Here is a 13,815-nt window from a genome sequence, read left to right on the forward strand (position 1 = left end):
GAACACTTCGGCAGCGACTCCAGAGGGTTGTCGGCCGCCGCCCCGACCAAACTTTAAACCCGGCAGCCAATCGGGGCCATATCCCAGCCAACGGATTTTCCGTCGATATCAACGTTCCAATCCGTGAAGCTCGGGAAAAGGTGGGTCAGCTCTTGGTCAATCACTGGACGCATGTCGAGACCGTGATGCCCAGGCGACCCACCGATGTGCAGGGCCTGTTCGCCCGTGCCAAAGCGCCAGCCATAACGCGCACTCTGCCAAAAGCTGAGACCAGTATAGCGGTTGTGTGATCGCCGCTCATGGCTCGGGTCCGCACCCTCCCGGTAGGCAGCATCAAAGCCACCACCATGCAGGATGTTGTTATGGAAGGCGTGAACCTGCGATGTGCCCGCCGGCCCCAATGACAGTGAATTGGCCGCGTCTGCTGTGCGCGCATCGGCGAGCAGGCTGTTGTTCCAATAGTAGAAGGTACTGCCCGCCATCGGATCGCCACTCCCGTCGGCACCGCCCTGCCCGGCTCCGGGACTGCGGTTTTGCGACACCAATGCCCGGTTCTGCGAGCGCACCGAACAATCAAACTCGCAAAAGGCGAAATGGATGCGGCTGGCTTCCTGATAGGTCGCATAACCACCCACCCGCCGCGTTCGCACGCCATAGACCAGCACATTGTCGCTGCCCTCATAGAAGTTGAACTTGTTGGAATGGGCGTCGTAGGCACAGTCCTCGAATAACGAAAAGGCCAGCACGGCATTGCGCAGCGTATAAAAACGCGCGGGGGAATTGGAGACTTCGCTGATATGCAAAAACCGCAGATCGACCTGCCGACAATCCGACATGAACAATCCGAAACTGTTGTGTGCGGGGCCGATGCTGGTGTTGTGAATGGTCACGCCCCGCGCCCCGCGCAAGTAGAGTGCGGCATAGCCCCGCCCCCGCGCCGAGAAGTTCTCACCTACGCGGCAGTGCTGGATACTCAGGTCCTGATTGGTTCCATCGCTTTCGCTGGTGCGGCGGATGCAAATGCCGTCAAGACGTTCCTGGCCAGCGGCACGCAGCACTTCAAGGCCTACAAGCTCCACCCCGCGCGCGGAACCAAGATCGATGCAGGTGGGCCGCAGCGAGACCTCAATGCCATCGGTCAGATTTGCCGGATCGGTGGGCCGCAGATAGATGGCGACTTCGTCAGCCGTGGTTTCGCGCACGATCCAGTTTGCATCCCGTAGCGCGGTGCCGGTGTTCTGCAGCGAGTAGCGCATCACCCGCTTCTTGTCAGTTATCTGGACCCGCCTGCTTGCGTCAGACAGAGTGATTGTTCCTGTTGCAGGGTCGAAACCGGAAATACGGTCTCCGGTTACTAGATTCGGTTCGTGGTAGAACAGGACCTTGACCTGGCGCATCTGCGTCTCGGGCACGCCTACAAGGCGCGGATCGCGGATTGCGGTGATATGGTCTGCGCCATCCAGCACGAACTGCGCCGGGTGAAACGTGTGATAATCGCCGATGCGTGTCAGGTCAGAGATATCCGCCCGGTCGGTGGCGATACTGCGCCATTGGCCCGCTTCGTGCAGGTTTAGGGCAAAAATCGAACCGTGCTGGACGCGGCTACGTGCTATACGGGCCACAAAAACCCCCTCGGGCGGTATCCCCAAGCCCGCCGCCTCGGCGACCGGGCAGGGTTGCCAGCCGGTCAGCACCTCGGCTGCGGTGATCTGCACCCGTTCCTTGCCATAGCGGTGGATGCGGTAGTTCGCACCGGGTCGCCCCTGAAGCGCATCAAGCTTGACCATCTCTCGGTAGATGCCTTGCCGGATCGCAAGACTGCCACCCGGCAGCGCCGCCAGAAGATCCACCCCGCGCTGGATCGTGCGCAACGGTTGTTCCAAACTGCCTATCGTGGCATCATCGCCGTTCGGCGCCACATAGAGCGACGCTTCGGTCGGCGCTTGGATGTCGGGATCCCAGCCATAGCGGATCTCACCGTCCCCCGCTGCTTTGCCCGCCTCTGCCTTGCTTGTCTTCGGCCATAATGGCCAAATCCCAAGAGCAGCCAAGCCAACCAAGAGCCCACGACGTGAAAATCTAGACATCTCGGCCCCGCCCGAAGGCAAGGGGTGACAATACCCGTTTCACGACCGCACCTTTCGCAGTTTCTTCAGGACAATCCGTGGATCGGCAATCACACGCTGCATCTTGACCATCATATCTTTCCAGCGTCCCAGCGAGTTATAAGGATAGCGCTCCAACTCCGGCCATAGCTTCTCAATGATCGCGTGGCCAAGACGATCTGTCAGCTTCCAGCTGGGGGGCAATTGCATCATTAGCTCGACCACCCTAACCGTCAGAAGAGGGGCGATGCGCAACAGCGTCGGATCGCAACAAAATTGTGCCGCATACCAGGCGCCATCGCGATGTTCCAGATAGGCAAGATCCAACATCTCCCTCGTATCCATTGCGGGAAGCCCTTCCTGCCAGCGGCCAATTGCTTCAAGCAGTGGTGCAGTTACGGGCAGTCCGAAGCGGTGGGCCATAACTTGCGGTGAAACCGGTGAGTTCTCAGTATCGCCATTACGCCAGAAAAAAGCGCGGGCTACCTCGCCGCCCACCCCACCAATCAGGATATGACTTTGGCCAATCGGCCAAATACTGGGGTGATAGCGAGAATTGCTGTCGGCATTGCAGTGGCCGCCACGCCGGATGAACTCTTGCCGTTGCGCATCTGTGGCAACTGCCCGTGGCAGCCCTACGTGATTCAGCCCCATATCGCGTGCGATGCGGCGCGCCATCACCGTATCAATCTCGTGCCGGTCGCCGCCTGACACGGTGATAAAATCCACATCATTCAGATATGGACGGGCACAGGCCAGAAGCATCCTAGTCTCGCGCCCCGCTGTAAGGGCCAAAGCCAGCCGCTTTGGCCCTGCGATCACCGCCTCCAACTGTCTACGTATGATATCGATGATTTCGTCAACGGCCGCCGAGGGATCGAGCACGACCCGCAAACGACTCTCTGGCCAGAAGCGCCGCACCTGCCACGTATTCAGATCAAGGCAATGGCTTGGTAGCAGCCGATGGATACCGTGATGCGCCGTCAGACCCGCAGGGAACCAACCCTCGCCGTCGATGCCGAGCCGGTCGAACGATGCCCTATCAAAACGGTGGTCATATTCTCCTTCATCCAGTAGGGCATGAGCGGTCGAACCGGCCATGCCCGCCGCCGGATCGTAGACACAAGTCACCTGAGCGGAGCAATCCGGATAGATCCGATGTTCACCGCCAGCGGTCTGGATCCAGAGAAACCGCCCCCCTAGAGACCTAAGCATTCCTTGCGAAAAAGCATCAAGATCAGCTTCTGCTCGCACCGGCGCTTGCCAAGCGCCCCGGATCATACGTCGCCCGTTTAAATCAATCGGGAAGCCCAGCAGAATGCCCACCGACAACCCCGCACTGTCCGTCACCCTGATCACCGGCAACTCAGGGCCGACGCTTAACCACAATGGTCCCACTGCCAGACTGTCAGATGTTTCATCTTGGCATAGTCTGTATTGCCAAAAGTCAAGGGGGACGCTTACCATGGTTCAGCTTATCCCGAATAGAATTGTATCAGAAAAGAATATCATGCCAAGCGTGGCAGACAAGGCGCCAAGGCACCAAATTAGAGCGCCGCTAACCTCTCATGCACAACTTTGCGCCCTTCTAGCTCGAAATTGACACACTTTGGCCGCGCTGTTGGCGTGATCAGCGCTGAGTCTAGGACCTCGCACGCGGCAGGGAGCCGACGGGCTGTAGGCGAATGGAAGCTTCTCATGGCCGTTTATCTGGTGTCCAACACTGCCGAGCTGAACGCCGCCATTTCAAAGGCGACTGGCGGTGACAGGATTGAGTTGCAGTCCGGCAATTACGGAGATGTAAAGATCCAGCACAAAGACTTTTCAAGCGAGGTCGTCATCACCGCGCATGATCCTGACGCCCCCCCCAGCATCAACTCGATATCGCTCTGGGCCACAAGCAACATAACATTCGACAAGATCAGCCTGGATTTCACCCCCACGGCTGACACCCTCGAATGGTCCAGCGCGCTGCGGGCCGACGGGTCATCACATATAGCCATCCGGAACTCGACAATCACCGGCGGCGATGCCGTGGCGGGGGTCGATCCGGATTCGCCGGCTGGCGCACAAGGTTCTCAAGGCATCATGGGCTACCCCATTGGCTATGGGCTTTCCTTTTACAACAGCCGTGATATTTCTATTGTTGATAGTAAGATATCTGAATTTCGAAAAGGCGTGAACTTTGATGGCGTAGAAGGCATACAATTCAATAATAATGAGGTCTGTAACGTGCGTACCGTTCCAGTCGGAGGCAGCGATGTCCACAATGTGCACATGGAGGGTAATTACCTACATGATATCGTGCCTTGGAAATTTGGTGGCGCGGGCGATCATGGTGATTTCATTCACTTCTGGACCGAACCCAACCAAACCGTTCCCAGCGAAAATCTGGTTTTTCTGAACAACACGTTCTCCCAAGGCACTGGTGTGGCCGTCTTGGGTATATATCTGGACAACAATGATAACGTGGCTGGATTTCAGAATGTTACCATTGATGGCAACGTCATGTACAATGGTAACGCCCAAGGCCTGCGTCTGGAAGATGTGAACGGCATTGTCATCAGCCATAACAGCTTTCTGCAAGTAAGCGGGGACCAATTCGACGCTCCGAGCTTCTACCTTGCAGATGGCACGATAAATGCGTCCATCTACATGAACATTGTGTCCGGCATCTCCGGTCCAGCCTTCACCAATAGTATAACAAATAACATTTCAGAGCATGACAATATATTCGTTCAAAATTTTAACTCTACTGCTGCCGGTTACTACAGTAACACTTTCATTGCATCTTCGCTTCAGCTGGTAAACGGACAATATGGTTTCATCCTGCTTCCGGAAAGCGCTGCTGCTGTGCTGGGAGCCGGCGCTTCCAGCACAACGGCACCAGAGCCGGATGATGCGCTAGCAGCGCGCTTCCACATCACAACTCTAGCAGGCGACGGAGCAACACGCATTTTCGATGCGAGCTTCAGCGACCTTGGTGGTTTGCCCGCAGGCACCAAAGTTGCTTGGAGTTTTGGCGATGGTAGTACGGCTGAAGGCGTGAAGATCAGTCATACCTATGCCAATGGTGGCGATATGGGCGTAATTTTAACGATCAGGACGCCAGACGGCAAAACTTCGGTCGCAACCCTCGGTCTGGCAGTTGAAGGCCCTGATGTTGTCGCCCTTAATGCAAATGGCGGTTTCGAGATTTATGACGAAGGGCAGGCTATTTTGGTTGCCACGCCCGCTGCTGGATCGGCTGCGGGGCTGCAACTGGGGAGCACCGGAACTGTAGCCGTGGTATCACGCATCTATCTGCGTGAATTGCCGGCCACCGACGAAATTGACATTAACTTCTCGCTGAAGGCCGACGCTGTTGGAACCTCGGGCGAGGTATTCCGTGTGCATGGCAGTTTCGTGGTGACGGTCAATGCCGCAGGCGCTTTGGTGTTTAGCATCACCTCCAAGGCGGGTATCACCAAGTCCCTTGCCACAAATATTGGTGGGTTGGCCGATGGAAAGTCACACGACATAGGGATCCGTATCGCCGATGGTGCAGTCAACATCTCAGTTGATGGCACGTCTCGAGGAGTGGTGGCTTTCAGCGGCCCCATCGCTTGGACAGGCTTTCACGACCTGACTTTCGGCAATCCTTGGGGTTCGGCAAATTTCAATGGCGACCTCACAGCGTTCAAGATCAGCACAGATACAACGGACTATCCCGACACGCCAGAAACTGTGGTCCTGCAACCCTCTCCTCCGGGCGAGCCGATGGACCAAATCTTAACGGGCAGCATTGGTTCTGACACCTTGGTCGGATGGCTCGGCAATGACACTCTGTCTGGTGGCGATGCCAATGACGTCCTGAGGGGCGGGCTCGGCGCCGACAAGCTTTATGGCGGCGACGGCGATGACACGCTCAACGGCGGCACCGGCGGTGATCTGCTTTACGGTGGGCTCGGCGCAGACATGCTAACTGGCGGCAGCGAGGGCGGCGACACGCTCTACGGCGAGGGCGGCAACGATACGTTGATCGGCGGCCTAGGCAACGATCTGCTCGACGGCGGCAACGACGCAGACGTGCTTTATGGTGGCGATGCCAATGACGTCCTGAGGGGCGGGCTCGGTGCCGACAAGCTTTATGGCGGCGACGGCGATGACACGCTCGACGGNNNNAACGATCTGCTCGACGGCGGCAACGACGCAGACGTGCTTTATGGTGGCGATGCCAATGACGTCCTGAGGGGCGGGCTCGGTGCCGACAAGCTTTATGGCGGCGACGGCGATGACACGCTCGACGGCGGCACCGGCGGTGATCTGCTTTACGGTGGGCTCGGCGCAGACATGCTAACTGGCGGCAGCGAGGGCGGCGATACGCTCTATGGCGAGGTCGGCAACGATACGTTGATCGGCGGCCTAGGCAACGATCTGCTCGACGGCGGCAACGACGCAGACAAGCTTTACGGAGGGAATGGCACCGACTGGTTATCGGGCGGCGCAGGCAACGATGTCCTGAGCGGTGGACTCGGCGCGGACGTCTTCGTCTTTAACCCCGGCTTCGGAAATGAAACCATCACCGACTTCAGCACCAGCCAACACGACGTGCTGCGCTTTAATACTTTCACCGAGATTCACGATTTTGCGGGCTTCAAGGCTGCCGCAACTCAGGTTGGCAACAGTGTGGTGTATGATCTAGGCAATGATGGTGTAAACGTAATCACAATCGAGCATATCTTGTTGAAAAACCTGTCTGTGTCGGATTTTGAGTTTATCTGACCAACCGGCGTAAGGCGGCTAGGGCGATGCCCCACTGGGATCGTCTAAGGCAGCGGTGTGGTCGTGGTGCTTTGCTGCCGGTCGCACGCTGCTCGCTGGGCTGTCTCTCTACCCTCAGCCGTCCGTCTAAGGCTGCACAGACTGCGTAATCCGCGCGAGCAAATCCAGAGGGATGGTCGCTGCCAGAGATTGAACCGCACTGCCGGATGATGAGGCTACTATAACAGCGACAATCTGCCAATCGGTGCCGTCCCACGCCAGCACCGGCGCACCGGAATTTCCCGACATCACCGGACAAGACAACGCCAGAATGCCGGGGAGTGTGGTTATAAGCGTGCAGTCATCCCGGCGTTGCGACACGTCAGGTGCATCCCGGCGATAGGCGATCAGAGTGAAGCCATCCACCCTCGGCGCCGAGGCGAGATCAGCGACAGGCAAAGCTGCCACCACATCAATCGTTATAGGCATTTGCAGACGCAGCAGCGCCACATCATTTGCACGATCTTTCGACACCTTCGCGCTTGACAGGATCACCTCCGCTCCCTGCCGCACCGTCGGAGTGCGCCCGTCGGCAAAGCCCGTAGCAAAGCGAACACTTGCAGGCGCGGCTAGCAATCTCCGCAGACAATGTCCGGCTGTCAGAACCAGGTCAGGCATCACCAATGCGCCGGTGCAAATGGCCGCCCCCGGCACGAGCGTTTCGCCATAGCTGATCTGCCCGACAGCAAACGGCGCATCCTGTGCCCCACCCAGCCCCGCCAACATAGCCACAAGCAGTATCAGACCCCAAGCTTGATACCGCATGTCCTTCATGCCCCGCGTTTTTTCAGCCAGCCCAGAAACGCCGCATCCGGGCTGCGCAAAGACGGCCTGCCGCTGCGCATCCAGATATCGCGCCATTCCGCCTCCAGCGCATAGATGTCCCAGCCAGAGCCTACAAGACCGCGCGCCTTCTCCAAGGTAAGGCTGCGCAACACCGGACCCGCCGAAGGCAAGACCACCTGATCGCGGCGCGTCACACACAAGATATCATCCGGCTCTTCCGCCAGATGATATTCTGGCAGATGATCCGCCACGATCATATCCCGGATCATCTTGCGAAACACCCTGCGCGGACTGGCAGAGCCTGACTTTTTCAACAGAGTTTCAATCGACACCCGCCATTCCGGTTGCCGCCCGCAGTGCTTGCGCGCCAATTCGTAAATCCGCCGCTCCAGCGGTTTGCGCAATCGGAAATAATTCCGGCTCAACGTCAGCACTGACTTCGCCATCACTGCCCGGTAGAGCCAATCTGACAGCGTGACCGACACCTGCACCATGCGCCCGCCCCGGGTGTGGCGCACAATCTGCCAGCCCTCAATCAGACCAAAGCCGGTGGTCACCTCCAGCCCGCCAGTTACGATATTGGTGGTGATCCGCGTGCCTGCCAACCGTTCAAACGCCTCGCGCAGCCTGGCATAACCATCGCCCGACGACTCGCGATTGGTGGCCATCAGCAGATCATGCGCGGTGAGATGCAGAGTGCGCCCGATCGGGCGCCCAGCGTTTTGCGCCGCCATCAACTGGCTGATGCAATAGATCAGGATGTCCTTGTCAAACAGCGTGGCCAATCCACGGACTGACGGCACCACCGTGATGGTGACATTGTTATGCGCATAGCTCAGCACCCGAAGATCGGGACGTGTTGCCAGCGAAAAAATCGGATGTTCCATGCTGGCCAAATCGTCCTTCGGCAACGCATCCAGCACATCACAAACAAAAAAATCTCCACCATGTCGTTCCGGCAAAAGCCCCGCAACCGGACGCCTCGCACTACGTGCCAAAGAATGTGTTGCCATAGCTGTCCTGCCTCGCCTCGCCACCTGTTCCGACTGCTGCGGAACTTCGTGGTTTCAGTAACACCCCGACCCTAGAGCAAGCAGCCTTACAGGTCGAGGAAACTGTTCAAGCCAACGTGGGTTCAGAGTCGCTTCGACGTGGGTTCAGAGTCACACTATCGTGGGTTCAGAGTCACTCATGTGAAAAAAATTATCTTTTTCATATTTATAATCAAAGGATTACAAAACATGTCTACCCGCGTAACTATTAAATAACTCATATATAACACAAGCTGATCAAGCCGGACAAAATTGGATGGCTCATATACACTGTAAATTTTATGTTCTAATATATTGATATTGCTTAGAAAATATAATTTTTGGGTATATGTGTGCACTCTATTCCAACATGCTGTGTTTTGGGGTATATACGTAAAAATACGGCACATGGGGTGGTTATGTCCAAAGAATCAGCAGCTGATCTTCCGCCCTATTTCAATCTTTCTCCAGATGCAGCGCTGGATCACTTGACCCCTGCGGTCGGCACGGATCAGCTGGCGGAAATTGCCTCTGCCTGTGGCCGGGGCCGCGATGATCTGGCCTCTCGTGGCTTGGGTGATGAAGGCCGCAAGCGGTTGCGCCTGTTTTCAACCTGGGAAATCACACGCTATCTGATACCAGTGGCGCAGGCACATTTTCGCCGCGTGCTGAAAGCAAACCTGGATCTGCCGCAAGGACAATCCGAGTCCGAAGCCGGTGCCAAATGGTTCACCTTGGAAGATGTGCTGCGCCTGCGCGCCTTCTTTGCCGCCGAAGGCCGTAAATCGAAAGACTATCTCCCCTACCGGCCCAAGGGCTTGCCAGCCAAGATGGTGGCGGTCGCCAACTTTAAAGGCGGCGTTGGCAAGACCTCCACTTGTGCGCATCTGGCAATGTCGGCGGCGCTGGATGGCTACCGGGTACTGGTGGTAGATCTGGATAGCCAAGGCTCGATGACCTCGATTTTCGGCGGCAAGGTCGCCGATGAGTGGCAAACCGTGTTTCCGCTGATCGCGCGGCATTATGCCAACCACCTGCAATCAGATAACCGCGCCCGCGTCGCCCGCGGTGAGGCGCCTGTAGCCCTCGACGACACATTGGCTGAGGCGCTCAAGATCTCAGCCACTGATGTGATCCAGTCGACGCATTGGCCAAACATTGATCTGATAGGCAGCCAGCTCAATCTTTACTGGTCCGAGTTCCAGATCCCAGTCTGGAGGATGGCAGCGCGCGGCTGGAAGCTTTGGGATGCGCTCAGCGAAAGTCTGTCCGAGGCCGGGCTGCTTGATCGTTATGATCTGATTTTCTTCGATACCCCCCCTGCCCTCGGCTATCTGACCATCAATGGCCTTGCTGCGGCGGATATATTGCTGGTGCCGGTTGGCGCATCTTTTCTGGAATTTGACTCAACCGGCCGCTTCTTCGACATGCTACATTCCACCTTCCGCTCAATCGAAGACGGCGAGAATATCGCGGCACGTGCGCTTGGCCGCCCAGAGCTTGCGTTTGAATGGGATGCGGTACGAACCATCATCACCCGCTATGACGGCAGCCAGCAATCCGAACTTGCGGCGCTGATGCAAGCCTATCTCGGCCGAACCATGGCACCGCAACGGCAGGATTTCACAGCGCTGATCGGGCAGGCGGGCGAACAAGTCAACGGTATCTACGAGGCGGACTACCGTGACTTCAACCGCGACACCTATATCCGTGGTCGCGAAACCTTTGATGCCACCTATGCCACCTTCAAACAGCTTCTGCTGGGCATCTGGCGGCGCGATGAACGCGCGATGCAGGAGGGTTGAGATGTTTCGCGCGCGAAACATTTACGGTCCCGCTGACGGAGGTAGATCATGGCAAAACGCAAAAGACTGACCCCGGCGCAGCCCGACCACCTCTCCACGCCTCTGGCTCTGGAAGCCAAGACCTACCTACGGCCTGGCATCACCCCGCCGCCGATTGCCCAAGTTGCAGGGGACGCAAGCACCACAGCCGCCTTGGCCGAGGTTTCCGCCGTCCTGGCCTCTGCGCGCGCTGAAGGACGGTTGCTGCAACTGCTTCCCCTGACAGCGATTGATGCAGACTATCTGGTGCGCGACCGCATCGGCGCAGATCAAGAAGAGATGCAGTCTCTGATGGACAGCCTGCGCAGCCACGGCCAGCGCAGTCCGATCGAAGTGACCGAAATTGCCCCCGGCCGCTATGGCCTGATTTCCGGTTGGCGCCGCACCACTGCGCTGGCGCGGCTTCAAGAACAGACGGGGGATGCGAGTTTCGGCTCTGTACTGGCACTTCTACGGCATCCCGAAACTGCAAGCGACGCCTACATCGCGATGGTCGAGGAAAATGAAATTCGCCTAGGGTTGTCGTATTTTGAGCGCGCCCGCATTACCGCTAAATCCGTCGAGCAAGGTGTTTTTGCATCTGACCGTGAGGCGCTGCAAAAGTTATTCGCCACCGCGAGCCGCGCGAAACGCTCCAAGATAGGCTCATTTCTGAGCATCTATCGCAACCTCGGGCACGCTCTTCGCTTCCCCTCTGCCCTGCCTGAACGGCTAGGTCTGGAGCTATCGAAGCGCTTGAGTGATAACCCCGATTGCGGCATGGCTGTTGTTCAGGCTCTTCAAGCTAACCCGCCAAGAGCCGCCGCGGATGAATTGATTCTTCTATCGATTCTTGTGGAAAATAAGGCTCTGAATATTACCGCAGAGCCTATTTTGCGGTCGACCCGAAAGGAAAGGGCCAAAAGCAAGCACTTGCCCGCACTTGCCCGAGAAGTCTGCCCTGGTGTGTTCCTCCAGATTGATGGTGACGCGGCCAAACCGACGTTGATCCTATTCGGCTCAAGTATTGATTCTGTGTTCCGGGAACGCCTCGAGGCGTGGTTGCAACGCTCCTGAAATGTTTCGCGCGCGAAACATTGTAGCTCATAGTTTGCTGAGAGATTGCGAAACGCGGTCTTCCTGATATCTTTAAACAGCACGAATGTTTGATAAGAGTGTTCTTTTAACCTGAGCATAAGGATTGATTTGTTATGTCGTTTAGCCCCGCCCGCCGCATTCTAATCGTGGTGGAAAATTTGCCTGTGCCGCTGGATCGGCGGGTTTGGCTCGAAGCCACAACGCTGGTTGACGCGGGCTATCTAGTCTCGATCATCAGTCCGATGGGGCGGGGTTGGACAGCTCCCTATGAACTGCGCGAAGGGGTACATATTTATCGCCATTCGGAGCCTCGGGAGGCACATTCCGGTGCAGTGGCTTACGCCCGCGAATATGGTCATGCGTTGTGGAACTGGTTCCGATTGGCCCGAAAGGTCCGACGGGAGCGCGGCTTTGACGTGATCCAAGGCTGCAACCCTCCCGACCTAATTTTCCTTCTGGCGCTGTGGTACCGCCTGCGGGGCGTACGGTACATGTTCGACCATCATGATGTTTGTCCCGAGCTGTTTGAGGCAAAGTTCGGTAAGCGCGGTCTGCTATACCGGGTCATGCTAATATGGGAACGCATGACTTTCGCTACTGCCTCTGTATCGATGGCGACCAATGAAAGTTTTCGTGCCATTGCGCTGCGCCGAGGACGTATGCAGCCCCAAGATGTCTTTGTCGTCCGTTCTGCTCCCAAAACGGAGGTGTTTCTGCCCGGTCCACCCGATCCACAGCATCGCAAAGGCGCAGAAACGGTCTTGGGATATGTTGGCGTTATCGGCCAACAAGAAGGCATGGATCTGCTGGTAGCAGCTGCTGATCACCTAATACGCAAGTTGGGCTATAACCGTGTCCATTTCATGATCGTAGGTTTTGGCCCGCAGCTTCCCGAGGTAGAACGCGATGTGCAGGCGCGCGGGTTGGGCGCGTACTTTACCTTCACCGGAGCGCTTTATGGTGAAGACATGCTGTCAGTGTTGAACAGCATAGACATCGGACTTTCGCCCGATCCAAAAAATCCGATGAATGATATATCAACTATGAACAAGGTCATGGAATACATGACACTGGAAAAACCGACGGTGCAGTTCGATCTGACCGAAGGCCGCGCGTCGGCCGGGGAGGCCTCTCTTTATGCTAAAAACAATGACCCCGAAGATTTCGCCGCGAAAATCGCGCAGTTGATCGACAACCCGGCAGAACGGCAACGCTTGGGCAAGGTCGGCCGGGCGCGAGTGATGGAAAGGCTGTCGTGGGCGCATTCAGCACCGCAGCTGAGGGCGGCCTATGATCGGATCTTTAGCAAGATGGGCCGTTGAGCGGGCAAAAGCCCCGCCGCCGCCACTCCCATTAGCGTGCCGCCCAGATGGGTTTGCCAAGCCAGCTGACCGTCTTGGAGCCACCACATTAGCAGGTTGATCACAACAAGCCCCAACATGCCGCCGCACAGCTCGGCAAGCCTGCGAAGGTGGCTCAGGTCCCCCTTGGGCTGATCTTGCCAGCGCCAGACCAATTGCGCACCGGCGAGCCCAAAAATTGCACCCGATGCGCCAACCATTGGCACTGCACTATGCGACAGCAGTCCGTAGGTTGTGCCGCCGCCCAAGGCAGCGGCGATGTAAATCAAAATAAACTGCCCGGTGTTATGCCGCTCCAGAATCATTTGTCCCAAAACTCCCAAGGCCAGCATGTTGCCGATCAGATGCATAGGCCCAGTGTGCAAAAACGCATGGGTCAAAAACATCGTAACGGGCTGGACCGCAAAGTTTGGCTGCCAGCCATGCAGAAGTCCCGCCCAGAACGCGCCATACTGATAGGCGAGTGGCCGCCAGCGCGGTGATCCGATCAGGCCGAAGTCGGCGGACAGCAGGATCAGCTCCGGCAGCACAGAAGTCAGGATCACCGCAATTAACACACCATATACGGAGCGTGGTCTGGTGGAGCTGGTGGGTGAGGGAGCGGGAGCCATGACCCATTGGTGAACAATCTAAGGCCACTCTGCAAGCTGCTTAAACTCAAACATCAAGTGCAACACCCAGCGCCAATGGGGGCTCTGTTGCACAAATCGTGAGGGATTCCCTGCGTGACTGCAAGGTGTTAGTCGCAGGGTATGAGCAAACCTGCACCTCCGACCTACCGCACGACGAACTGGCGCTCTTACAACGC

Annotated in this window: 9 protein-coding genes; 4 read left to right on the forward strand and 5 right to left on the reverse strand. The window is 57.2% G+C overall.

Features of this window, described 5'->3' with window-relative positions; translation table 11 throughout:
- Positions 1–53 precede the first annotated feature (53 nt).
- Positions 54–2,087: a hypothetical protein gene (locus ACP7AP_RS21095; RefSeq protein ID WP_426037398.1), complete on the reverse strand. Its 2,034-nt coding sequence runs from the start codon at positions 2,085–2,087 to the stop codon at positions 54–56.
- Positions 2,088–2,126: 39 nt separating this feature from the next.
- On the reverse strand, positions 2,127–3,431 hold the full coding sequence (locus ACP7AP_RS21100) for a hypothetical protein (RefSeq protein WP_426037400.1): 1,305 nt from the start codon (positions 3,429–3,431) through the stop codon (positions 2,127–2,129).
- Between the two features lie 762 nt (positions 3,432–4,193).
- Between ACP7AP_RS21100 and ACP7AP_RS21105 the strand changes: the two genes are divergently transcribed.
- A complete protein-coding gene (locus ACP7AP_RS21105; RefSeq protein WP_426037414.1) occupies positions 4,194–6,869 on the forward strand; it encodes a PKD domain-containing protein in 2,676 nt (891 codons plus the stop codon).
- 126 nt (positions 6,870–6,995) lie between these two features.
- Here the strand turns inward: ACP7AP_RS21105 and ACP7AP_RS21110 are convergent, their stop codons facing one another.
- Together ACP7AP_RS21110 and ACP7AP_RS21115 are read right to left on the reverse strand one after the other, a co-directional pair.
- On the reverse strand, positions 6,996–7,673 hold the full coding sequence (locus ACP7AP_RS21110; protein ID WP_426037402.1) for a trypsin-like serine peptidase: 678 nt from the start codon (positions 7,671–7,673) through the stop codon (positions 6,996–6,998).
- Positions 7,674–7,678: 5 nt separating this feature from the next.
- Complete coding sequence (locus ACP7AP_RS21115) at positions 7,679–8,581, reverse strand: replication initiator protein A (RefSeq protein ID WP_426037404.1); 903 nt, start codon at positions 8,579–8,581, stop codon at positions 7,679–7,681.
- Between the two features lie 563 nt (positions 8,582–9,144).
- On the opposite strand from ACP7AP_RS21115, the gene ACP7AP_RS21120 reads away from it, so the two are divergent.
- The 3 genes from ACP7AP_RS21120 to ACP7AP_RS21130 all read left to right on the forward strand — a co-directional run bounded on the left by ACP7AP_RS21120 (position 9,145) and on the right by ACP7AP_RS21130 (position 12,968).
- Positions 9,145–10,530 (forward strand): AAA family ATPase, encoded by a 1,386-nt coding sequence (locus tag ACP7AP_RS21120; RefSeq protein ID WP_426037406.1) that lies wholly within the window; start codon positions 9,145–9,147, stop codon positions 10,528–10,530.
- Between the two features lie 48 nt (positions 10,531–10,578).
- Positions 10,579–11,625, forward strand: coding sequence for a ParB/RepB/Spo0J family partition protein (locus ACP7AP_RS21125; RefSeq protein WP_426037408.1), 1,047 nt, complete (start codon positions 10,579–10,581; stop codon positions 11,623–11,625).
- A gap of 134 nt (positions 11,626–11,759) precedes the next feature.
- Positions 11,760–12,968 (forward strand): glycosyltransferase family 4 protein, encoded by a 1,209-nt coding sequence (locus ACP7AP_RS21130; protein WP_426037410.1) that lies wholly within the window; start codon positions 11,760–11,762, stop codon positions 12,966–12,968.
- On the opposite strand, the gene ACP7AP_RS21135 is transcribed toward ACP7AP_RS21130, so the two are convergent.
- Positions 12,935–13,552 carry a rhomboid family intramembrane serine protease gene (locus ACP7AP_RS21135; protein WP_426037412.1) on the reverse strand — a complete coding sequence of 206 codons (618 nt, stop codon included), beginning with the start codon at positions 13,550–13,552 and terminating at the stop codon, positions 12,935–12,937. The two genes, ACP7AP_RS21130 and ACP7AP_RS21135, sit on opposite strands and share 34 nt — an antisense overlap.
- Positions 13,553–13,815: the final 263 nt, after the last annotated feature.

The organism is Cypionkella sp. TWP1-2-1b2, from assembly GCF_049896245.1.
GTDB lineage: Bacteria > Pseudomonadota > Alphaproteobacteria > Rhodobacterales > Rhodobacteraceae > Cypionkella.

Coding starts and splice junctions, on each gene's coding strand:
- ACP7AP_RS21095 (WP_426037398.1), bottom strand. CDS start 2,087: ATGTCTAGATTTTCACGTCGTGGGCTCTTGGTTGGCTTGGCTGCTCTT.
- ACP7AP_RS21115 (WP_426037404.1), bottom strand. CDS start 8,581: ATGGAACATCCGATTTTTTCGCTGGCAACACGTCCCGATCTTCGGGTG.
- ACP7AP_RS21125 (WP_426037408.1), top strand. CDS start 10,579: ATGGCAAAACGCAAAAGACTGACCCCGGCGCAGCCCGACCACCTCTCC.
- ACP7AP_RS21120 (WP_426037406.1), top strand. CDS start 9,145: ATGTCCAAAGAATCAGCAGCTGATCTTCCGCCCTATTTCAATCTTTCT.
- ACP7AP_RS21130 (WP_426037410.1), top strand. CDS start 11,760: ATGTCGTTTAGCCCCGCCCGCCGCATTCTAATCGTGGTGGAAAATTTG.
- ACP7AP_RS21110 (WP_426037402.1), bottom strand. CDS start 7,673: ATGCGGTATCAAGCTTGGGGTCTGATACTGCTTGTGGCTATGTTGGCG.